This window comes from Hydrogenophaga sp. T66 (assembly GCF_057219855.1).
In genome coordinates this window covers 305,252-324,959 of sequence record NZ_JBXVVX010000001.1, presented here as the reverse complement: position 1 = coordinate 324,959, position 19,708 = coordinate 305,252, and the positions used below count along the sequence as shown (strand labels likewise).

The 19,708-nt window shown below is 70.7% G+C and carries 20 protein-coding genes; 14 read left to right on the top strand and 6 right to left on the bottom strand.

Features of this window, described 5'->3' with window-relative positions; all coding sequences use genetic code 11:
• Positions 1–64 precede the first annotated feature (64 nt).
• On the top strand, positions 65–445 hold the full coding sequence (locus tag AC2D80_RS01505) for a ComEA family DNA-binding protein (RefSeq protein ID WP_484631211.1): 381 nt from the start codon (positions 65–67) through the stop codon (positions 443–445).
• 97 nt (positions 446–542) lie between these two features.
• Here AC2D80_RS01505 and AC2D80_RS01500 read toward each other — a convergent pair whose 3' ends face one another.
• Both AC2D80_RS01500 and AC2D80_RS01495 read right to left on the bottom strand, forming a co-directional pair.
• On the bottom strand, positions 543–1,592 hold the full coding sequence (locus tag AC2D80_RS01500; RefSeq protein WP_484631210.1) for a porin: 1,050 nt from the start codon (positions 1,590–1,592) through the stop codon (positions 543–545).
• Between the two features lie 249 nt (positions 1,593–1,841).
• The gene (locus AC2D80_RS01495) at positions 1,842–2,927 is read right to left on the bottom strand and encodes a porin (protein WP_484631209.1); all 1,086 of its coding nucleotides are present in this window, start codon (positions 2,925–2,927) and stop codon (positions 1,842–1,844) included.
• Between the two features lie 288 nt (positions 2,928–3,215).
• Between AC2D80_RS01495 and coq7 the strand changes: the two genes are divergently transcribed.
• On the top strand, positions 3,216–3,872 hold the full coding sequence (gene coq7, locus AC2D80_RS01490) for a 2-polyprenyl-3-methyl-6-methoxy-1,4-benzoquinone monooxygenase (protein WP_484631208.1): 657 nt from the start codon (positions 3,216–3,218) through the stop codon (positions 3,870–3,872).
• Positions 3,873–3,898: 26 nt separating this feature from the next.
• On the opposite strand, the gene AC2D80_RS01485 is transcribed toward coq7, so the two are convergent.
• Complete coding sequence (locus AC2D80_RS01485; RefSeq protein WP_484631207.1) at positions 3,899–4,348, bottom strand: OsmC family protein; 450 nt, start codon at positions 4,346–4,348, stop codon at positions 3,899–3,901.
• Positions 4,349–4,561: 213 nt separating this feature from the next.
• On the opposite strand from AC2D80_RS01485, the gene ilvA reads away from it, so the two are divergent.
• On the top strand, positions 4,562–6,160 hold the full coding sequence (gene ilvA / locus AC2D80_RS01480) for a threonine ammonia-lyase, biosynthetic (protein WP_484631206.1): 1,599 nt from the start codon (positions 4,562–4,564) through the stop codon (positions 6,158–6,160).
• Position 6,161: 1 nt separating this feature from the next.
• A complete protein-coding gene (locus tag AC2D80_RS01475; protein ID WP_484631205.1) occupies positions 6,162–7,253 on the top strand; it encodes a nicotinate-nucleotide--dimethylbenzimidazole phosphoribosyltransferase in 1,092 nt (363 codons plus the stop codon).
• A gap of 6 nt (positions 7,254–7,259) precedes the next feature.
• On the opposite strand, the gene AC2D80_RS01470 is transcribed toward AC2D80_RS01475, so the two are convergent.
• From AC2D80_RS01470 to AC2D80_RS01460, 3 genes are read right to left on the bottom strand one after another with little or no spacing between them, the layout of a single operon-like run.
• A complete protein-coding gene (locus tag AC2D80_RS01470; protein WP_484631204.1) occupies positions 7,260–7,910 on the bottom strand; it encodes an exonuclease domain-containing protein in 651 nt (216 codons plus the stop codon).
• Positions 7,907–9,817 carry a DUF294 nucleotidyltransferase-like domain-containing protein gene (locus AC2D80_RS01465; RefSeq protein ID WP_484631203.1) on the bottom strand — a complete coding sequence of 637 codons (1,911 nt, stop codon included), beginning with the start codon at positions 9,815–9,817 and terminating at the stop codon, positions 7,907–7,909. The genes AC2D80_RS01470 and AC2D80_RS01465 overlap by 4 nt, the downstream gene beginning before the upstream one ends.
• Positions 9,818–9,833: 16 nt before the next feature.
• Positions 9,834–10,340, bottom strand: coding sequence for a type II secretion system protein N (locus AC2D80_RS01460; RefSeq protein WP_484631202.1), 507 nt, complete (start codon positions 10,338–10,340; stop codon positions 9,834–9,836).
• 71 nt (positions 10,341–10,411) lie between these two features.
• Between AC2D80_RS01460 and gspG the strand changes: the two genes are divergently transcribed.
• The 10 genes from gspG to gspE all read left to right on the top strand — a co-directional run bounded on the left by gspG (position 10,412) and on the right by gspE (position 19,706).
• A complete protein-coding gene (gene gspG, locus AC2D80_RS01455; protein WP_484631201.1) occupies positions 10,412–10,855 on the top strand; it encodes a type II secretion system major pseudopilin GspG in 444 nt (147 codons plus the stop codon).
• Between the two features lie 38 nt (positions 10,856–10,893).
• Positions 10,894–11,364: a prepilin-type N-terminal cleavage/methylation domain-containing protein gene (locus tag AC2D80_RS01450; RefSeq protein WP_484631200.1), complete on the top strand. Its 471-nt coding sequence runs from the start codon at positions 10,894–10,896 to the stop codon at positions 11,362–11,364.
• Positions 11,361–11,759 carry a type II secretion system minor pseudopilin GspI gene (gene gspI / locus AC2D80_RS01445; protein ID WP_484631199.1) on the top strand — a complete coding sequence of 133 codons (399 nt, stop codon included), beginning with the start codon at positions 11,361–11,363 and terminating at the stop codon, positions 11,757–11,759. The genes AC2D80_RS01450 and gspI overlap by 4 nt, the downstream gene beginning before the upstream one ends.
• Before the next feature lie 2 nt (positions 11,760–11,761).
• Positions 11,762–12,463 carry a PulJ/GspJ family protein gene (locus tag AC2D80_RS01440; RefSeq protein ID WP_484631198.1) on the top strand — a complete coding sequence of 234 codons (702 nt, stop codon included), beginning with the start codon at positions 11,762–11,764 and terminating at the stop codon, positions 12,461–12,463.
• Complete coding sequence (gene gspK, locus AC2D80_RS01435; protein ID WP_484631197.1) at positions 12,460–13,434, top strand: type II secretion system minor pseudopilin GspK; 975 nt, start codon at positions 12,460–12,462, stop codon at positions 13,432–13,434. Before AC2D80_RS01440 ends, gspK begins: the two co-directional genes overlap by 4 nt.
• 83 nt (positions 13,435–13,517) lie before the next feature.
• Positions 13,518–14,810: a type II secretion system protein GspL gene (gene gspL, locus AC2D80_RS01430; protein WP_484631196.1), complete on the top strand. Its 1,293-nt coding sequence runs from the start codon at positions 13,518–13,520 to the stop codon at positions 14,808–14,810.
• A 3-nt stretch (positions 14,811–14,813) separates the two neighbouring features.
• Positions 14,814–15,335, top strand: a complete 522-nt coding sequence (gene gspM / locus AC2D80_RS01425) for a type II secretion system protein GspM (RefSeq protein WP_484631195.1) — start codon at positions 14,814–14,816, stop codon at positions 15,333–15,335.
• 1 nt (position 15,336) lies between these two features.
• Entirely contained in the window at positions 15,337–16,119 is a 783-nt protein-coding gene (gene gspN / locus AC2D80_RS01420; protein WP_484631194.1) for a type II secretion system protein N, read from the top strand.
• Positions 16,120–16,146: 27 nt separating this feature from the next.
• Positions 16,147–18,258: a type II secretion system secretin GspD gene (gspD, locus tag AC2D80_RS01415; RefSeq protein ID WP_484631193.1), complete on the top strand. Its 2,112-nt coding sequence runs from the start codon at positions 16,147–16,149 to the stop codon at positions 18,256–18,258.
• Between the two features lie 5 nt (positions 18,259–18,263).
• Positions 18,264–19,706 (top strand): type II secretion system ATPase GspE, encoded by a 1,443-nt coding sequence (gspE, locus tag AC2D80_RS01410; protein ID WP_484631192.1) that lies wholly within the window; start codon positions 18,264–18,266, stop codon positions 19,704–19,706.
• The last annotated feature ends 2 nt before the right edge of the window (positions 19,707–19,708 follow it).

Below are 19,708 nucleotides of genomic sequence, written 5' to 3'. Positions count from 1 at the left end.
CACGCCACGCGCGCCGGCATTCTGCCGCGCGTTTCATCCTGTCACACCACTTCGGAGGAAAACCATGAATCTGACCACCCACCTGCGACGCACGCTGACCGCCCTGACCCTCACCGCCCTTTGCAGCGTCGCGACCGCGGCGGATGCCAACAAAGCCAGTGCCGCCGACCTCGACGCCGTCGCCGGCATCGGCCCCAGCACCTCCAGCGCCATCATCGCCCAGCGCCAGAACAAACCCTTCAAGGACTGGGCCGACCTGAAAGCCCGCGTCAAAGGCATCGGCGACGCCCGCGCCCAGAAACTGTCCGCCGCCGGCCTGACCGTGAACGGCCAAGCCTACGGCCCCGCCCCAGCCACCGCGGCGCCGGCCAAAAAACCCGCCAGCCCGACACCGGCCGCCGCGTCCGCTCCGGCCAATACAACCCCTCCGTCCAGCGCACGCTGACGCCGAGGGAGCAGAGGGCGAAAAACGCCCCGCCATGAAAAAAGCCACCCGGCGAACCGGGTGGCTTTTGACTCAGCAGCTAAACGGTGGAAACCGATTAGAAGGAGTGCTGCAGGCCGACGGCGTACAGGTTGGACTTGACGTAGTCGGTGCTGGCGGCGTCCTTCAGCTTGGTCTGCGTCAGGGCAGCGTAGGCGAAGGTGCGCTTGGACAGGTTGTACTTCAGGGCGGCGCTGTAGCCGGTGGTCTTGAACGCGGACACGCCGTTCACCTTCACCTTGGACTGCGAGTAGCCCACGCCAACAGCCAGGTTGGCGCCCAGGGGGGCGTCAGCACCGATGTTGAACTCGTTGGCCTTGGCGTTGCCAGCCACGCCCACTTCGGTGACCTTCACCTGGTTGTAGCCGCCGATCAGCTTGGCCACGCCCAGGTCGTAAGAACCGTTGATCAGGGTGTAGGTGGCTTTGCCGTTGGACGGCACGGTGCGCAGGCCGGTGGAGTCCACCAGGGCGCCCTTGTCGTTCTCGATCTGGTGAGCGACACCAGCCACGATCGGGCCGTTGGCGTAGTTCAGGCTCAGCGAGGTGATGCTGCTGGCACCGATGGCGCCCGCGGTGTTCTTGTCTTCGCCGAAGGCGTAGGCCGCCGAAGCGGTGAAGCCGCCGAACGACGGGGTGTTGTAGCGGATCTGGTTGTTCGGGTTGTCTTCGTACGCCAGCCAGGTCGAGAACGACGAAGCGATGTTGGCGTTGAAGGTGTCGTTGGCCATCGCACGGGTGTCGTCGTACGGGGTCCACGACTTGCCCAGCTCAAACGAGCCGAAACCGCCGGACAGGCCGATAGAGGCCACACGGTTGCCCAGCGACGTCGGGGTCGGCTGGTCCGGGCTGATCGAGGTTTCGATGGTGAAGTTGGCCTTCAGACCGCCACCGAGGTCTTCGGTGCCCTTGAAGCCGATGCGGCTGGTGTTGAAGCCTTGGCTGTTCAGCACGGTTTCGCGGGCGGAACCGACCACGCCACCCACGGAGGTTTCGGCCTTGCTGGAACCCAGCCAGATGTCAACCAGACCGTACACGGACACGCTGGACTGGGCCATCGCGGCGCCGGAGGCGGCCATCACGGCCAGGGCGATCAGGGACTTTTTCATTGAGTCTTCCTTTAAATATCCACAAACAAGTTGCGGGTTGATGAAAACGACGGAGTGATCTTAGCGGCGGGCGGCGGCAAAGCTAGGGTTGATCCGGAGAAGCCGTGATTCAGCACCGCTTTTTGTGGGTTCTGCGCAACGCGGGTCGACCAAGATCCCGCGGATGGGGGACGAAAAAAAACCGGTGCCGAAGCACCGGTTTCGCTCGGGCGTCAGGCGCAGCGGTCGGCCGCGCCTGCGTCACCGGGATCAGAACGTGTGGCTGATGCCGATGTTGTAGCCCGTGGCGCGACCGTCCACCGCAGAGGTGGTGGCCGGGCCGGTCAGGGTGAAGGCGGCGCCGTTCTTGTTCTTCTGCGAAGCAACGGTCACGTACAGAGCGGTGCGCTTGGACAGGTCGTAGATGTAACCCACGGCGAACTTGCTCACCTGCGGATCCACCGCCAGGGCGGCCACGTCCACCTTGGTGCGGTTGTACGACACGCGGAAGCGGCCCGGGCCCACCGGCGCCACAGCGCCGATTTCGAAGTTGCTGACCTTGGCGATCGCAGCGCCGGTGGCCTGCACGCTGGCCTTCTCCTGGCCGAAGTTGGCCATCACGCGGGCCACGCCGAAGTTGTAGGACACACCGCCCACCACCGACTTGTGCTTGGCAGAGGTGGTCAGACCCAGCAGCGGGGTCGCGGCCACGGTAGCGCCACCGTCGGTGGTGCTGTAGGCCAGCTCGGCCATCAGCGGACCCTGGGTGTAGTTCAGGCGCAGGCCGGTGCTCTTGCCAGCGTCGTTGCCGACGGCGGCGACTTCGTCCAGAGCGTACTGGGCGTGGGCCTGGAAGCCCGAGATGCGCGGGGTGCTGTAGGTGATGGCGTTGTTGTTCCAGATCTGGTTGGTCTGGCCGGTGGCGCCGTGCGTGTTGGAACGCATGATGAAGCCATAGCCGTTGCCCACGCCGCCGGTGCCGAAGGGCGAGAACAGGAAGCCGGACCAGAAGCTCATGGTGTACTCACGGCCCAGACGGACTTCACCGAAGCCACCCTCGATGCCCACCCAAGCGCCACGATCGCCGATCGACGAAGCGGCCGGCGCGTCAGCGGCCAGGCTGGTTTCCACCTGGAACTTGGCCTTCAGACCGCCACCGAGGTCTTCGGTGCCGCGGAAGCCGAGGCGGTTGGTGGTCATGTTGCTGCTGGTCAGACCGGTGTTGTCGGTGCCAGTGCCGCTGTTGTTGACGCTGGTGTAGCCGACGTCCACCACACCGTAGATGGTGACGGACGACTGGGCCATGGCGGCGCCGGTGGCGGCCAGGGCTGCCAGGGCGATCAGGGTCTTTTTCATGAAAAGGTTCTCCAAGGGTTGAAAAAAGGCTGAAGGTCTGAAGCCTTCAGGCCAACCTCCGGCGAGGAAGCTCCGCGGATTGCATCAGAAAGCCACCCCGAAGGCCATGCTCGTATGCCCTTGAAGGGCCCATCGGTGGTGCGTTTGTTGCACCATTGCGACGCCCTCCGTATTAACCCTTAAGACCAAGGAATCCGGTTTCAGTTTTTGACGCTTGACCGAGGTCAAGCGCGGCGCGGCTCCTTGTGCCAGCATTCGTGCCATCTCTGCACCCCTATCCCTTGACCGATGCGCCCCACCTCCCCTGCCGATGCCTGGCTGACCGCCGCCGACGCGGCGCTTCGCACCTTGTTTGTGCGCCCGCGCGCCTCGCGCCCCTGTCCCACCGTGCCCGAACGCGACGAGACCGCGAACCTGAGCGACGCCGACCGCGCGCTGGCGGGAGCGCTGATGCGGGTGAATCACGTGGGCGAGGTGTGCGCGCAAGCGCTGTACACCGCGCAGGCGCTGGCCGCGCGGCAACCCGGACGGTCTCACGAAGCCGTGGCCCGGCAGCTCGAAGAGGCCGGTCGGGAAGAAACCGACCACCTGGCGTGGACGCAGGAGCGCCTGGACGCGCTGGGCGCTCGCCCCTCGTTGCTGAATCCGCTGTGGTACGCGGGGGCGTTCGGGCTGGGCTTGCTCGCCGGGCGGCTGGGGCCGGGCGTGAGCCTGGGTTTTGTGGTGGAAACCGAACGTCAGGTGGAAGCCCATCTGGCCAGCCACCTGGATCGTCTTCCGGCTCAGGATCACGCCTCGCGCGCGGTCGTGGCGCAGATGAAGGATGACGAAGCGCGTCATGCGCGCGAGGCGCAACACGCCGGTGCGAGCGAACTGCCGGCCCCGGTCAAGGGCCTCATGCGGGCGGCGGCCAAGGTGATGACCACGGTGGCGCACCGGATCTGACCACCGGCGCCCTGGCGGAAGGGACTTCAGGCTTCGACGAGATCGAAACCGGTGGTGATGTCGGCCGTTTTGGCCATCATGATGCTGGCCGAGCAGTATTTCTCGTGACTCATGGCGATGGCCCGCTCGACCGCCGCCGGGGGGATGCCTTTGCCGGTGACGGTGAACTGCATGTGGATGCGGGTGAACACCTTGGGGTCGGTTTCGGCACGCTCGGCGGTGAGCTTGACGCTGCAGCCGCGCACATCGTGGCGGCCGCGCTTCAAAATCAGCACCACGTCGTAGGCAGTGCAGCCACCCGTGCCGGCCAGCACGGTCTCCATGGGCCGTGGCGCGAGATTGGCGCCGCCGTTTTCCGGGCGGGCGGGATCGGGCGCGCCGTCCATGACCAACACGTGGCCGCTGCCGGTTTCGGCCACAAAGCCCATGGGGGACCGGGTGCCGGCAGCGCCGGTCCAGCTGACGGTGCATTCCATGTGGGGTTCCGTTCGTCTGCGCGGCCCCACCGCTGGGGAGGCCACTCTAAAAAAGGGAGCGGGATCCGGGCGCAGGGTTGTTGCAATGCAGCATGCGCTCGGTACAATCGCACCATTGTATTGACGGTTGTCTCCTCTACCCTCCACGGGTGGATTCAAGCCCGGACTGGAACCCCAGCCCGGGCTTTTTTTCGCCCCCCGATAATCGGGCGCATGACCGCCTCCGCCCGCCCCGCCCCGCGCCCGGCCAAGCGCGCCCCGTCCGCGCTGACGCCCGCCGACTACCTCAAAAAGATCCTGACCGCCCGGGTGTACGACGTGGCGGTGGAGTCGCCGCTGGAGCCGGCGCGCCAGCTCAGCCGCCGGTTGCACAACACGGTGCTGCTGAAACGGGAAGATCAGCAGCCGGTGTTCAGCTTCAAACTGCGTGGTGCCTACAACAAGATGGCCCATCTCAGCGCCGAGCAACTCCAGCGCGGCGTGATCTGCGCGTCGGCCGGCAACCACGCGCAAGGCGTGGCGCTGAGTGCGCGCAAGCTGGGCATCCGCGCCGTGATCGTGATGCCGACCACGACGCCGCAGGTGAAGATCGAGGCAGTGCGCGGCTTCGGCGGCGAGGTGGTGCTTCACGGCGACAGTTACTCGGACGCCCACGCCCACGCCCTGCAGTTGCAGAAAAAGCAAGGGCTGACTTTCGTGCATCCCTTCGACGATCCGGACGTCATCGCCGGCCAGGGCACGATCGCCATGGAGATGCTGCGCCAGCTGCAGAGCCTGGGCAGCGACCGTCTGGACGCGGTGTTCGTGGCCATCGGCGGCGGCGGGCTGGTCAGCGGGGTGGCCAACTACATCAAGGCGGTGCGGCCGGATATCCGGGTCATCGGTGTGCAGATGGCCGACTCGGACGCGATGATCCGTTCGGTCGCGCAAGGCGAGCGCGTCACGCTGGGCGACGTTGGCCTGTTTTCCGATGGCACCGCGGTGAAACTGGTGGGCGAGGAAACCTTCCGGGTGGCCAGCGGGCTGGTGGATGAGTTCGTGCGCGTCGACACCGACGCGGTGTGCGCCGCGATCAAGGACATCTTCGTGGACACCCGCAGCATCGTCGAGCCGGCCGGGGCGCTGGCGGTTGCCGCCATCAAGCAGTACGTGGCGCAACACAAGACCAAAGGCGAAACCTACGCGGCCATCTTGTGTGGCGCCAACATGAACTTCGACCGGCTGCGCTTCGTGGCCGAGCGCGCCGAGGTGGGCGAAGAGCGGGAGGCGCTGTTCGCGGTGACGATCCCCGAGGAGCGCGGCAGCTTCCGCCGCTTCTGCGAAACCATCGGGCAGCTGCCGGGCGGACCGCGCAACGTCACCGAGTTCAATTACCGCATCCACGATGGCAGCCAGGCGCATGTCTTCGTGGGCATCACCACGCACGGCAAAGGCGAGTCGGGCAAGATCGCCGCCAACCTCAGGCGCCACGGGTTTGAGACCCTGGACCTCACCCACGACGACCTGGCGCAGGAACACATCCGCCACATGGTCGGCGGCCACTCCCCGCTGGCGCAGGACGAACGGCTGCTGCGTTTCGTGTTCCCGGAACGGCCGGGCGCCCTGCTCAAGTTCCTGAGCCTGATGCGCCCGGGATGGAACATCAGCCTGTTCCACTACCGCAACCAGGGAGCCGATTACGGGCGGATCCTGGTGGGGCTGCAGGTGCCGGCCAAGGACGGCAAGGCCTTCGACAAGTTTCTCGACACGCTGGGCTACCCGTACGTCGAGGAAACGCAGAACCCGGTGTACCGGCTGTTCCTCAAGAGCTGAGATGGCGCTGGACCCGGCCCTGTTGCCGCTGCACCGCCGCGGCCACGCGCCCCCGCCGGGTCTGGCGGTGCCCGCCATCGCGCCCACGGCCGACACCCTGCTCGACCACCGGCTGGCGCAGCGGCTGGCCTGCGCGCCCGATGGGCAGCGCCAGTTCGGCCGCCTGCAGGACCTGGCGCTGCAGCTGGCGCGCGTCCAGAACGGACCCGATCACGCCTTTGACACGCTGACGCTGACCGCGCCCCAGCTGCTGGTGTTCGCCGCCGATCACGGCATCGCCGATCAGGTGCAGGGACCCGACGACCACCGGCGCACGCAGGCGCGTGTCCTGGCCTTGCTGGCTGGGGCAGCTCCAACCTCCGCGCTGGCGCGGCTGCACGGCGTGGCGGTGACGGTGGTCGACGCGGGTCTGGCCACGCCGGTGACGCCGCCGGCCCGCTCGCCGGTGGGCTGGCAGGCGCGCAAGATCGGGTTCGGCACGCGCAACCTGCTCCTCGGACCGGCGATGTCGGTGGCTCAAGCGTCGGCGGCGCTGCAGGCGGGCATGGACGTGGTGCGGCAGACACCAGGCAACGTGGTGGCGGTGGCCGGCGTGGGCGAGGCCAGCAGCGCCTGCGCCGGGCTGCTGTTGTCGCGGCTGTGCGGGGTGCCGGTGGCCGACGCCTGCGCCCGCGCGCCGCGCGAGGCGGCCGGGTTTGACGAGGCGGACGACACCGAGCGTCTCGACGCGCTCACGAACGCCGCCCTGCGCCACCGGGCGCTGCACAACGCCACCGATGTCCTGGCCGCGATGGGCGGGTTTGACCTCGCCATGATGGCCGGCGCCATGCTGCAGGCCGCCAGCGAGCGGCGCATCGTGCTGGTGGACGGATTTGCCGCGGGCGCGGCGGCGCTGGTGGCGCGCGCCCTCAGTCCGGCGGTGACGGACTACCTCGTGTTCAGCCACCGCGCGCCCGACCCGGGTCACCGGCTCATGCTGATCCACCTGCAGGCCGATCCGCTGCTGGACCTCGGCCTGACCGCGCACCAGGGCACGGGGGCTTTGCTCGCGTGGCCGCTGGTGCGCGCGGCGCAGGCGCTGCTCGACCTCTGAGCCGCTTCAGCGCGCGCCGAGCCAGCGCCGCTGGTCGGCCAGCCGCTGCACATCGCGCCAGCGCCGGCTCTGCGCGGCCACGCGCGGCCAGACCCGCAAAAGCAGCTCGCACTCGGCCAGCGTGTCGGCGGCGGCTTCGTGGCGGCGGGCGCAGGTGATGCCGAAATGGGCCATCCACTCGTCCAGCGAACGCGCGAGCACCCGCTCGTGGGTCACCGCGCAGAGGTGTTCGATGTCCACCCACGGGTTCGGCAGGTCCAGGCGCAGGTGCTGCTTCACATGGCGCTTGATGAGGGTTTCGTCAAAACCGCTGTGGAAAGCCAGCAGCGGCGCGCTGCCGATCCAGTCAAGAAACGCGCGCAGGGCCACCGCCGGCGCCACGCCGTCGCGCTGACTCTGCACGCCGATGCCATGGAGCAGGATGTTTTCGCGGCTCGTGGCCACTTCGTCCTGCCGCAGCACGATTTCGAAGCTGTCGCCCAGGCGAAGATCGAGCCGCCGCGTGGCCCAGTCGACCCGCAGGCCGATGGCGGCGATGGCCAGCAGGCAGTCGCGGTGCGGGTCAAGGCCGCTGGTTTCCACATCGAGCACCACCCAGCGCGCGGGTTCGTCGGCGTCCGCCGGGCCGTGGCCGGTGAGGCGCTGCCACCAGCTCACCGGCTGTAGTCCAGCTTGACGCGCTGCTGCAGCGAGCGCAGCACGCGCAGGGTTTCTTTCAGGATGCGGCGGTCGATGTCGTTGAGCGACGCGATCGCGATGCGGTTGGGGTTATCGTCGACCGTGGTGCCGTCGAGCTGGGCGCGCAGGCGCAGCATCTGCAGGAACTCGAAGCCGCCGATCCAGGCATCGCGCTCCCCATTGGGCACCCCCAGAAGCGGGCCGACGGCCTCGATGCGGGCGCGGGTGCCGGTGGCCGTGACGCCATGCGCCAGCGCATACAGGCGCGCGACGTCGACGAAGATCGCCGTGCCCTGCAGCTTCAGGTCGAGCGTGTCGCGGTCGTCGGTGTCGATGTTGCCCAGCCAGTTCAATGGGGCGGCCTGCTGCAGGCCATTGAGCGCCAGCTGTTGGAGGAAGCGCGGGGTGGTGCGCGCCATGCGGGTGACGCGCTCGCGCAGGCGGTGGGCCAGGGACTCGTCGCCGGCCAGCGGGCGAAAGTCGAACCAGATGCTGGCGTTGAGTAGGTCCTGGGGTGAGCCGTGCTCCACCCAGAGGGCGAATCGCGCTTCCCACTGCGGCAGGGTGCGGCAGCACTCGGGCTGGCCGGCCATGATGCCGCCCTTGCACAGCGGAAAACCGCAGTCGTCCAGCGCGGCGTTGACCGCGGCGCCGAAGGCCAGCGCCCGGCCGGTGTCCAGACCGTCGCCAACGATCAGCGCGTTGTCCTGGTCGGTGGCGATGGTCTGTTCGCTGCGCCCCTCGGAGCCCAGCGCGAGCCAGCAGAAACGATCCATCGGGATCGCATGCTCGGCGGCGAGGATTTCGACCAGCCGCGCGGTCAGCACGTCGTTGAGGTGGCTGATCAGCGCGGTGAGCTGCTGGGCCTGCACGCCCTGGCCCAGCAGGGTGCGGGCGAAACCGCGGATGTCGTGCGCCACCACGCGCAGCGTGGCCACGTCGGTGGCGTTGCGGATGCTGCTGCTGACGTGCTTGAGGCTCAGGCGCTGCAGCGCGAACAGATCGCGCTCGGACACGATCCCGCGCACGAGGCCGTCCTGCGTGACCGGCACGTGGCGAATGCCCTGGCTGGACATCATGAGGGCGGCATCCTGCGCGGTCTGGTCGGCGCGCAGGCTGTGCACCGGCGAGACCATGACGCGTTCAATGGGGGCGTCAAGGTCGGCGCCGGCGAGCGTCACGCGGACGAGCACGTCGGAGCGGGTGAGGATGCCAGCCAGCGCGCCGGCCGCATCGACCACCAGCATGGAGCCAATGCGGGCCTCGTGCATGCGCTGCAGCGCCGCGCGCAGCGGTGTGTCGGGCGTGCAGGTGATCACCGGGCGGTTGCCGACCAGGCGCGACAGCGGGGTCTCCAGGGACTGCTCGGCCAGCGCCTGCGAGGAATAGGCCACCTGCAGGGCGGCGCGCGACAGTTCCAGGAAACGCAGGATGCGGCGGTTGAGAAAGTCGCCAAACACCGCGCTTTGCTCCGCCAGCGCGCGCACCGCTGGTGCCGGCACGGCCAGCACAAAGGTGTCGCCGGTGGCGCTGTAGCGGGTGGTGGGGGCGCGCTGCGCCAGCACGGCGCTGATGGGGAAGAGATCGCCGGCCTCGTACTGGAACGCGCCGCCCGAGACATCAGACAGGCCGCGCTGCCCGGTGATGGCGCCGCGGCGGATGAAGAACAGCTCCTGCACCGGCCCGTCTTCGGGCGTGACGACCACCTCGCCCGGCGCAAAGTAGGCCTGCCGCGCCGCCGCCAGGAAGGCCCGCACGTGCGCCGGCTCCATCTCGTGGAAGGGCGGGTGTTTTTGAAGCTCCTCGGTCAGGTGACCGAGCAGGCTGCCGGAGGGCGTGGCGACGCTCGGATCGGGGGCGGGATCGGCGGCGGCGCGCGGCGGCATGGATCCCGGGCGAGGCTCAGAAGGCGCGCGGCGGCGCCGGCAGGTTAAGTTCGACCGCGGCCGGGCCGCCGGCCGGTCCGAGGCGCACCTGGCGCGCGGACACGCTTTGCAGCACGACGCCACCGTCCAGCGTGGCGCCCACGCGGAACGGCCGGGCGGGTTTGCCGTCCACCGCGATCAGCGCGGCGCCGCCGCCGTCGGTGCTGATCACCCCCAGCAGCACATAGCGCGACGCCGGAGCGGCCACCGGCGCGTCCGACGCCCCGGCGGGCGTGGCGCGCGCGCCGAGGGCCCGGGCCACGGCCGCCGGATCGGCCGCCGCGACCTCGGCCGGGGGCGGCGGCAGCGCGGTGGCCGGGGCGCGCCCGAGCGCGCCCATCAGCCAATACCCGGCGCTCAGGCCGGCCACGAGCCACAGGACAACCGCGGTGATCTGCGGCGTGCGGGTAGGCCGGGTGACCGGGGCGAACACGCCCGCCTCGGTGAGGAAACCGGAGTGTCCGAAGGTGGAAGCGCGTGCCATGCGGGGATTATGATCCAGCGACGCTGCGCCGGGCACCCCTTGTCCCGACGTGAAAGCCCCGGGAGAACCCCTTGAACCGCCCCCTTTTCCAGCCCTTGCGGGCCGCCGTGCAGCGCGGCTTCACCCTGATTGAATTGATGGTGGTGCTGGTGATCATCGGCCTGCTGGCCGCGCTGATCGTGCCCAACGTGCTGGACCGCGCCGACGACGCCCGCGTGACCGCCGCCCGCACCGACGTGAACAACCTGATGCAGGCGCTCAAGCTGTACCGGCTGGACAACCAGCGCTACCCCACGACCGAGCAGGGCCTGGGCTCGCTGGTCAACAAGCCCACCACCGGGCCGGTGCCTCCGGCGTGGCGTCGTTACCTCGACAAGCTGCCCAACGACCCCTGGGGCCGCCCCTACCAATACCTCAATCCCGGCCTGAAGGGCGAGGTGGACGTGCTGTCGCTGGGTGCCGACGGTCAGCCTGGCGGCGACGGCCAGAACGCCGACGTCGGCAGCTGGCAGTAAGCGCGCCCCGCGCCGGACGCCCCGCCGGCCCCGCCGCCATGACACCGCGACGCGCGCTCGGATTCACCCTGCTGGAGCTGCTGGTCGTGGTGGCGCTGTTCGCCCTGGCCAGCGCCGGCGTGTCGCTGGCCCTGCGCGACAGCGAGGCGCAGCGGCTGGAGCGCGAGGCTGCGCGTCTGGGCGCGCTGCTGGAACAGGCCCGGGCGCAATCGCGCACCAGCGGTCAGCCGATCGTCTGGCGCCCCACGCCGCAGGGCTTCGAATTCGTGGGCAAACCGGGCGATGTGGCGGCAGCGGCCAACGCGCCCCGCCGCGAGCCGTGGCTGCACCCGACCGTCGACGCGCGCATCGACCAGCCGCCCGGTGCTTCGCTGCTGGTGCTCGGCCCGGAACCGCTGATCCCGGCGCAGCGCGTGGCGCTGGCGCTGGGCAGCCACCGGCTGGTGCTGGCCACCGACGGGCTGGGGCCGTTCCGGGTGCAGACCGGACCGATGGAGCCGGGCCAATGAAACGCTTCACGCTGCCCACCGCCCGCGCCGTCCGCGGGGGCGGCTTCACGCTGATCGAGGTGCTGGTCGCGCTGGCGGTGGTGGCCATCACGCTGGCGGCCGGGTTGAAGGCCAGCGCCACCCTCACGCGCAGCGCCGAGCGGCAGTCGGACCAATGGCTGGCGCAGCTGTGTGCCGAGAACGAGCTGATCCGCCTGCGGCTGCAGCAGCAGCTGCCGGGCGTGGGCGACAGCGAGGTGGCGTGCGAGCAGGGCGGTCGGGCGATGCGGGTGCGGCTGTCGGTGCAACCCACGCCCAACCCCAATTTCCAGCGCATCGATGCCACGGTGGTCGGCCCGGTGGACGGCGTGGACGTGCGGCTGCTGTCGCTGTCCACCGTGATGGGGCGGTACTGACGATGGCGGCACGGCGCGTTCGGGGCTTCACGCTGGTCGAGGTGCTGGTGGCGCTGTCGGTGATGGCGCTGATCGCGATCCTGAGCGTCAACGCCATCGGTGGCATGAGCACCACGCAAAGCGTGACGCGCGATCGAAGCGAGCGCCTGCTTCGGCTGCAGGCAGCGCTGGGTCAGTGGAATGCCGACCTGGATGCGGTGGTCGACACGGGCGAGGTGGCGCCGCTGGACTTCAACGGGCAGGCACTGCGCCTGACCCGCCGGGACAGCGTGGACAACCCGCTGGAGAGCCGCGGCCTGCGGGTGGTGGCCTGGGCGCGGGTGGGCACCGGGGCCGACGCGGTGTGGATGCGCTGGCAGTCGGGCCCGGTGGTGCGGCGCGACGAGCTGGCCCGCGCCTGGCAACGCGCCGCCGACTGGGCGCGCGGCAGCCTGCTCACGCCCGGCGAGACGGCCGGCAATCCGGCCGCCGACAGCGCGATCCGCCTGGTGCCGGTGGCGGACTGGCAGGTGTTCTTCCACCGGGGCGACGGCTGGAGCAACCCCCAGTCCTCAGCCCCCCGCGGTCCGCTGCCCGGCCTGGTACTCGACAGCGGCAAGATGCCCAACGGCGTGCGCCTGGTGCTGGGCCTGCCGACGGCCGAGGGCCTGGGCGGCACGATCACGCGCGACTGGGTGCGCCCGTCGCTGGAGGCCGGCCTGTGAACGCGCGGCGCCAGCGCGGGGCCGCGCTGCTCATGGCGATGCTCACCGTCACGCTGGTGGCCACGCTGGCCGCCGCGGCGCAGTGGCAGCAATGGCGGGCGGCCGAGCTGGAGCGGGCCGAGCGCCTGCGGGCGCAGGCCGGCTGGATCCTCATCGGGGCCCTCGACTGGGCGCGGCTGATCCTGCGCGAAGACAGCCGCGGCAACCAGAACAGCGGCAATGCCGACCACCTGGGCGAGCCCTGGGCGCTGCCGCTGGAAGAGGCCCGGCTGGGCAGTTTCCTCGCCGCCGACCGCAACAACAGCGCCGACAGCCTGCTGCAGGCCTTCCTCTCCGGGCAGGTCACCGACGCCCAGTCGCGCCTGAACCTGGGCAACCTCGTGCGGGTCGAGGGGGGCGGCGCGAACGCCACGGTGCAGGTGTCCGAGGCGGACCTCGCGACCTTCCGCCGCCTCTTCGCCCAGCTTGGCCTGCCGCCGGGCGAACTGGACGTGATGGTGGCCGAACTGCTGCGCAGCACCCGCCTCGGCCTGAACGATCCCCAGCCCTCGGCCACGGCCCTGCTGCCACGCCGCTACGCCCACCTCGGCTGGGCCGGCCTGTCCACCGCCACGCTCAACGCCCTCGCGCCGCACGCCACCTGGCTGCCCGAACGCACCGCGCTGAACCTCAACACCGCCGGCGCGGTGGCGATCCAGGCGTCGGTGCCGGGGCTGGACGCGGCGCAGGCCCGGGCGCTGGTCACCGCCCGGGAACGCGCGCCGTTCCGCGATCTGTCGGCTGCGCGCAACATCCTGCCGCCCGCGCTGGGCGCGGCGCTGGTGGAAAGTTCGCACGATGTGCGCACCCGGTATTTCGAGGTCCGCGGCCGGCTGCGGCTCGATGAAGCGGTGATCGAGGAGCGCTCGCTGGTGGTGCGCAACAACCTCGACGTGCGGGTCGTGTGGCGCGAGCGGGCGGCCTGGCGGTGAGCGCCCCCGGCCACCCCCGGTGTCGCATGTCACCCGCCCTCTCTAGAATGGGGCGCTCATCCTTGCCCTGACCCACCCCCACCGTGCTCGTAGCCACCCCCACCGACTTTGCCTCTGGCGCCCCCCAAGGGCCGGCCAGCGAACTCGGCTGGGTGCTGACCGACGAGCGCGGCGCCATGATCGACCAGGGCTTGTGCGCCGCCTCGCTGCTGCCACGCGACGACGACACGGTGCTGGTGCTGCCGCCGCGGGCCGTGTCGTGGCACCGCATCGACCTGCCCCGGGTATCGGCCAACCGCCTGCGTGCCGCGCTCGAAGGCCTGCTCGAAGACCGGCTGCTCGGCGACATCGGCGAACTGCACTTTGCGCTCGAACCCGGCGGCCAATCGGGTCAGCGCGTGTGGGTCGGGGTGTGCGCGCTGGCGCCCCTGAAATCCTGGCTGCGCGCGCTGGAAGCCGCCGGTCGGCCGGTGGCCCGCGTCGTGCCTTCGCTGGCGCCCGCGCTGTCCAGCGCCGCCACCGGCGCGATCGCCGCGGGCCTGTCGCGCGCCTTTGAACTGGACACCCCGCCCACCCTGCACTGGGCTTTCCTCGAAGGCGACGACGCCTGGCTTGGCAGCGCCGGTCCCGGCGGCGTGACCTGCATCCCGCTGCGCGAAGGCACCACCGCCCTGGAGGCGACTGCGGCGCTCACACCCCCGCCGGCGATCGGCGAGAGCGACACCGAACTCGATGTCTGGCTGGCCGACCCGGGCGTGGCCGCGCTGGCCGAGCGCGCGCTGCGCCGGCGCGTGGACCTGCTGCCGCAAACCGACTGGCTGATCCGCTGCGGTCAGTCCGACTGGAACCTCGCCCAGTTTGAGCTCAGCCTGTCCCACGGCGCCCGACGGCGCCAGCGCTGGCGCCGCGCCTGGCGGCTGTTTTCCACCGCACCGGCGTGGCGCGGGGCGCGCTGGGGCGCCGCGGCGCTGGTCGGCATCCAGCTGCTGGGCCTGAACACCGCCGCCTGGCAGGAACGCCGCGCCCTGGAGCGCAAACAGGCGAGCATCGAACAAACCCTGCGCAGCGCCTTCCCGGCGGTCACGCTGGTGATCGACGCGCCGGTGCAGATGCAGCGCGAGGTCTCGCGCCTGCAGCAGGCCAGCGGCGCGCTGGCCCCGGGCGATCTCGAGAGCCTGCTGGCCGCGCTCGACCGCGCCGCGGGCGGTGACGCGCTCACCGCGACCCAGTGGAATTACGCCGCCGGCGAACTGCAGCTGGCCGGCTGGCGGCAAAGTGAAGACCAGGTCCGTGCCTTGCAGGTGGCGCTGGAACGCGCCGGCTGGCGCGCCCGCTTTGACGGCAGCCGCCTGAGCGTGCGCCCGCCGGAACCCTGACCCATGAAAACCGCCCTGCCCCCCGCTCTCACCCAAGCCCGCGCCCAGGCGCGGGCCGCCTGGGCACGCCTGTCCGGCCGCGAGCGCGCTGCCGTGGGGGCGGCCGTGGCGGTCACGGCGCTGGCCGCGGTGTGGTGGCTGTTGGTCGCCCCGGCCTGGAGCACGCTGCGGGCCGCCCCGGAACGGCACGAGCGGCTCGATGCCCAGCTCGGCCACATGCAACGCCTGGCCGCCCAGGCCGAGGGCCTGCGCGCAGAAGCCAGCGCCGCGCCCGGGCGCGACCAGACGCTCAAGACCCTGGAGGCCGCCACGCAAAGCCTCGGCGCACAGGCGCAGATCGCGGTGCTCGGCGACCGCGCCACGCTCACGCTGCGCGGCGCGCGGCCGGAGGGCGTGGCCGCGTGGCTGGTGCAGGTGCGCCAGAACGCGCGGCTGGTGCCGGTCGAGTCGCAGTTGACCCGCGACGCGGAAGGCGGCTGGAGCGGCACGGTCATCGTGGCCGGCCCTGGACTGGGGGGCGTCTGAGATGAGCGGACGGCTGCCGTGGATGGCGGGTTTGATCGGCGCTGTCGTGGCGCTCGTGGCCTTTGCGCCCGCCCGCTGGCTGGCCGAGCCGCTGGGCGCGGCCACACAAGGCCAGCTGCAACTCGTCAACGCGCAAGGCACCGTCTGGAACGGCCGGGCCGACGTGCTGGTCAGCGGCGGCGACGGCAGCCGCGACCGGGCGACGCTGCCCCAGGGCGTGCGCTGGCGGCTCGCACCCACGCTGGTGCGTGGCTGGCCGGCCGCCTCCCTCGCGGTAAGCCTGCCGTGCTGCAGCTCCGCGCCGGTCGCGATGCGGATCACGGCGCGGCCGGGCACCAGCGAACTGATCGTTGACCGCTTTTCGTCCCGCTGGCCGGCCGCCCTGCTGGCCGGTCTGGGCACGCCGTGGAACACGCTGCGCCTGGAAGGCGCGCTGGAACTGAATTCGCCCGGCTTCACCCTCAAGCGCGACAGCGGCCGCCTGCAGCTCGACGGCAGCGTGGTGGTCGACGCGGTGGACATGGCCTCGCGGCTGTCCACGCTGCGCCCCCTGGGCAGCTATCGCGCCACCCTCCAGGCCGCACCGGACGGCAACACCGCCACCCTCAACCTGCAGACCGTGCGGGGTGAATTGCTGCTGCAGGGCGAAGGCCTGTGGATCGGCGGGCGGCTGCGCTTCAGCGGTGACGCGCGCGCCGCCGCCGGGCGCGAGGAGCCGCTGTCGAACCTGCTCAACATCGTGGGCCGCCGCCAGGGCGACCGATCCATCATCACCCTGGGCTGACGCCAGCCGAACCCCGAGGATTCCGCCATGAACCGCCCCCAGCCCCTGCCCCCCGGCCGCCGAACGCGTCCTGCGCGGGCGGCGGCCGCCCTGCTGAGCCTGTCGCTGCTGGCCGCCCTGCCCGCGTGGGCCCAGGGCCGCGCCAGCGAGCCGGTGCAGCTCAATTTCGTGGGCGCCGAGATCGAAGCCGTGGCCCGGACGATGGCCACCATCACCGGCCGCAGCGTCGTCGTTGACCCGCGCGTCAAAGGCACGATCAACCTGGCCACCGAACGGCCCGTGCCGCCCGCGGCCGCGCTCAACCAGTTCGCCGCCGCGCTGCGGCTGCAAGGCTTCTCGCTGGTGGACACCGGCGGCCTGTACAAGATCGTGCCGGAGGCCGACGCGAAGCTGCAGGGCAACGTGGTGAGCGCCGGCAACGTGGCCGCGCTGCCGGCCACCAACACGGTGGTGACCCAGATCTTCCGGCTCAACCACGAGAACGCCAACAACCTGGTGCCCATCCTGCGGCCGTTGATCGGCGCCAACAACACGATCAACGTCAACCCGGGCAACAACTCGCTGATCATCACCGACTACGCCGACAACCTGCAGCGCATCGGCCGCATCATCGCCACGCTCGACGTCTCCGGCGCCACCGATGTGGAGATCATCCCGCTGCAGCACGCGGTGGCGACCGACATGGTGCCCATGATCACCCGCCTGATCGATCCGGCGGGGGCCAGCCCCGGCCAGGTGAGCGGCGAGGCGGGCTTTCGCACCACCATCGTCGCCGAGCCGCGCAGCAACGCGCTGGTGGTGCGCGCCGCCAATCCGGCGCGGCTGGCGCTCGTGCGCTCGCTGGTGGCGCGGCTGGACCAGCCGTCGGCCGCGGCGGTGAGCGGCAACATCCACGTCGTCTACCTCAAGAACGCCGACGCGGTCTCGCTGGCCACCACGCTGCGCGCCGCGATCGCCGGCGAGGGCGGTGGCGGCGGCGCCGCCCCGGCCACGGGGCGGACCACGACCGCCGCGGCGCCGGCCGGCGCGGCCGGCAGTTCCCCCGCCACCGCGCCGGTCACCCCCAGCGCCCAGCCCTCCACCGGCGGCCAGATCCAGGCCGACCCGGCGACCAATTCGCTCATCATCACCGCGCCCGAGCCGGTCTACCGCCAGCTGCGCACCGTGATCGACCGCCTCGACTCGCGCCGCGCGCAGGTCTATGTCGAAAGCCTCATCGCTGAGGTCAACGCCGACAAGGCCGCCGAGTTCGGCATCCAGTGGCAAGGCGCCTCGGGCAATTCCGGCGACCGCGTGATCGGCCTGCTCGGCACGAACTTCGGCAGCGGCGGCAGCAACATCCTGAACCTGTCGCAGGGCAACACGGTGCCGGACCCGGGCCTGAACCTCGGCCTGGCCCGGCGCACCAACGGCGTGTACGTGCTCGGCTTCCTGGCCCGCTTCCTCCAGCAGAACGGCCAGGGCAACATCCTCTCCACGCCCAACCTGCTGACGCTGGACAACGAAGAGGCCAAGATCGTGATTGGCCAGAACGTGCCCTTCGTCACCGGCCAGTTCACCAACACCGGCAGCAACAACGGCTCGGTCAACCCGTTCCAGACCATCGAGCGCAAAGACGTGGGCCTGACGCTGCGGGTGAAGCCGCAGATCAGCGAGAACGGCACCATCAAGATGACCATCTTCCAGGAGGTCAGCAGCGTGGCGCCGCAATCCGTCAACAGCGCCACCGGCCTGATCACCAACAAGCGCAGCATCGAAAGCACCGTGCTGGTGGAAGACGGCGCCATCGTCGTGCTCGGTGGCCTGTTGCAGGACGAATTCGCCGGCAACCAGGACAAGGTGCCTGGGCTGGGCGATGTGCCGGTGCTGGGCGGCCTGTTCCGCAGCGAGACACGCAGCCGCCGCAAGACCAACCTCATGGTGTTCCTGCGCCCGGTCGTGCTGCGCGATGGCCGCGAGAGCAGCAGCCTCGCACTCGACCGCTACGAGCAGATGCGCGCGGTGCAACAGGAGTCGCAACCCGCGACCAGCGGCGTGCTGCAGATCAACGAGAGCCCGGTGATGCCGGCCAACCCGGCGGCCGCGCCCCTGGGGAGCACACCCGCCCCGGCCCCGGCGCCCGCCGCCCCGACCCGCTGACCGCCGTGCGATACCCGCTCCCCTACGCCTTCGCGCGCGAACACCAGTGGCTGCTGGAGGACGACGGCCAGGCGTTGACCCTGGTCGGCTCCCGGCAGCCGGCGCCCGAGCCGGCCGCGCAATCGCAGCGCCTGTCGGCGCTGTCGGAAATCCTGCGCTGCCATGCGGTGCGCGAGATCGTGTGGGAAGCGCCCGAGGCACTGCGCCAGCGCATCAGCGCGGCCTACGCGCAGGGCGAGTCGAGCGCCGCGGCGGTGGTCAGCGAGGTGCAGGGCGAGGCCGACCTGAGCCGCATGATGCAGGAGCTGCCGGCGATCGAAGACCTGCTGGAAACCGCGGATGACGCGCCCATCATCCGCATGCTCAACGCGCTGCTCACCCAGGCCGCGCGCGACGGCGCCAGCGACATCCACATCGAGCCCTTCGAGCGCACCTCCAGCGTGCGCTTCCGCGTCGACGGCACGCTGCGCGAGGTGGTGCAACCCAACCGCGCGCTGCACGCCGCGCTGATCTCGCGCCTGAAAATCATGGCCGAGCTCGACATCGCCGAAAAGCGCCTGCCGCAGGATGGCCGCATCTCGCTGCGCATCGGCACCCGCGCGGTCGATGTGCGCGTGTCCACCCTGCCCGGCGCCCACGGCGAGCGCGCGGTGCTGCGCCTGCTCGACAAGAGCGAGAGCAAGCTCAACCTCGAGTCGGTGGGCATGCAGGGCGACGTGCTGTCGCGCTTTGAGCGCCTCGTCACCCAACCGCACGGGATCATCCTGGTCACGGGGCCGACCGGCTCGGGCAAGACGACCACGCTCTACGCCGCGCTGCAGCGCCTCGATGCGGGCACGCAGAACATCATGACGGTCGAAGACCCGATCGAGTACGAGCTGCCCGGGGTGGGCCAGACGCAGGTCAACCCGAAGATCGACCTGACCTTCGCCAAGGCCCTGCGCGCGATCCTGCGCCAGGACCCCGATGTGATCATGATCGGCGAGATCCGCGACCACGAAACGGCGCAGATCGCCATCCAGGCCTCCCTCACCGGCCACCTCGTGCTGGCCACGCTGCACACCAACGACGCGCCCAGCGCCGTCACCCGCCTCACCGACATGGGCGTCGAGCCGTTCCTGCTGTCGAGTTCGCTGCTGGGCGTGCTGGCGCAGCGGCTGGTGCGCAAGCTCTGCCCACATTGCCGGCGCCTGGACAGCCACGGCCAGTGGCACCCGGTGGGTTGTCCGCAATGCAACCACACCGGCTACCGCGGCCGCACCGGCATTTACGAGCTGATGGTGGCCGACGAAGGCGTGCGCACGCTGATCCACGAACGCGCGCCCGAGGCCGACCTGCGCGACGCGTCGCGCCGCGGCGGCATGCGGGCCATGCGCGAGGACGGCGAGCGGCTGGTGGCCGCCGGCATCACGTCGGCGCAGGAAGTGCTCAGCGCCACGCGCGACTAGGG

Coding starts and splice junctions, on each gene's coding strand:
- gspN (WP_484631194.1), top strand. CDS start 15,337: ATGAGCGGACGGCTGCCGTGGATGGCGGGTTTGATCGGCGCTGTCGTG.
- gspI (WP_484631199.1), top strand. CDS start 11,361: ATGAAACGCTTCACGCTGCCCACCGCCCGCGCCGTCCGCGGGGGCGGC.
- coq7 (WP_484631208.1), top strand. CDS start 3,216: ATGCGCCCCACCTCCCCTGCCGATGCCTGGCTGACCGCCGCCGACGCG.
- AC2D80_RS01440 (WP_484631198.1), top strand. CDS start 11,762: ATGGCGGCACGGCGCGTTCGGGGCTTCACGCTGGTCGAGGTGCTGGTG.
- AC2D80_RS01505 (WP_484631211.1), top strand. CDS start 65: ATGAATCTGACCACCCACCTGCGACGCACGCTGACCGCCCTGACCCTC.
- gspM (WP_484631195.1), top strand. CDS start 14,814: ATGAAAACCGCCCTGCCCCCCGCTCTCACCCAAGCCCGCGCCCAGGCG.
- gspD (WP_484631193.1), top strand. CDS start 16,147: ATGAACCGCCCCCAGCCCCTGCCCCCCGGCCGCCGAACGCGTCCTGCG.
- AC2D80_RS01460 (WP_484631202.1), bottom strand. CDS start 10,340: ATGGCACGCGCTTCCACCTTCGGACACTCCGGTTTCCTCACCGAGGCG.
- AC2D80_RS01465 (WP_484631203.1), bottom strand. CDS start 9,817: ATGCCGCCGCGCGCCGCCGCCGATCCCGCCCCCGATCCGAGCGTCGCC.
- AC2D80_RS01485 (WP_484631207.1), bottom strand. CDS start 4,348: ATGGAATGCACCGTCAGCTGGACCGGCGCTGCCGGCACCCGGTCCCCC.
- AC2D80_RS01475 (WP_484631205.1), top strand. CDS start 6,162: ATGGCGCTGGACCCGGCCCTGTTGCCGCTGCACCGCCGCGGCCACGCG.
- ilvA (WP_484631206.1), top strand. CDS start 4,562: ATGACCGCCTCCGCCCGCCCCGCCCCGCGCCCGGCCAAGCGCGCCCCG.
- AC2D80_RS01495 (WP_484631209.1), bottom strand. CDS start 2,927: ATGAAAAAGACCCTGATCGCCCTGGCAGCCCTGGCCGCCACCGGCGCC.
- AC2D80_RS01500 (WP_484631210.1), bottom strand. CDS start 1,592: ATGAAAAAGTCCCTGATCGCCCTGGCCGTGATGGCCGCCTCCGGCGCC.
- AC2D80_RS01450 (WP_484631200.1), top strand. CDS start 10,894: ATGACACCGCGACGCGCGCTCGGATTCACCCTGCTGGAGCTGCTGGTC.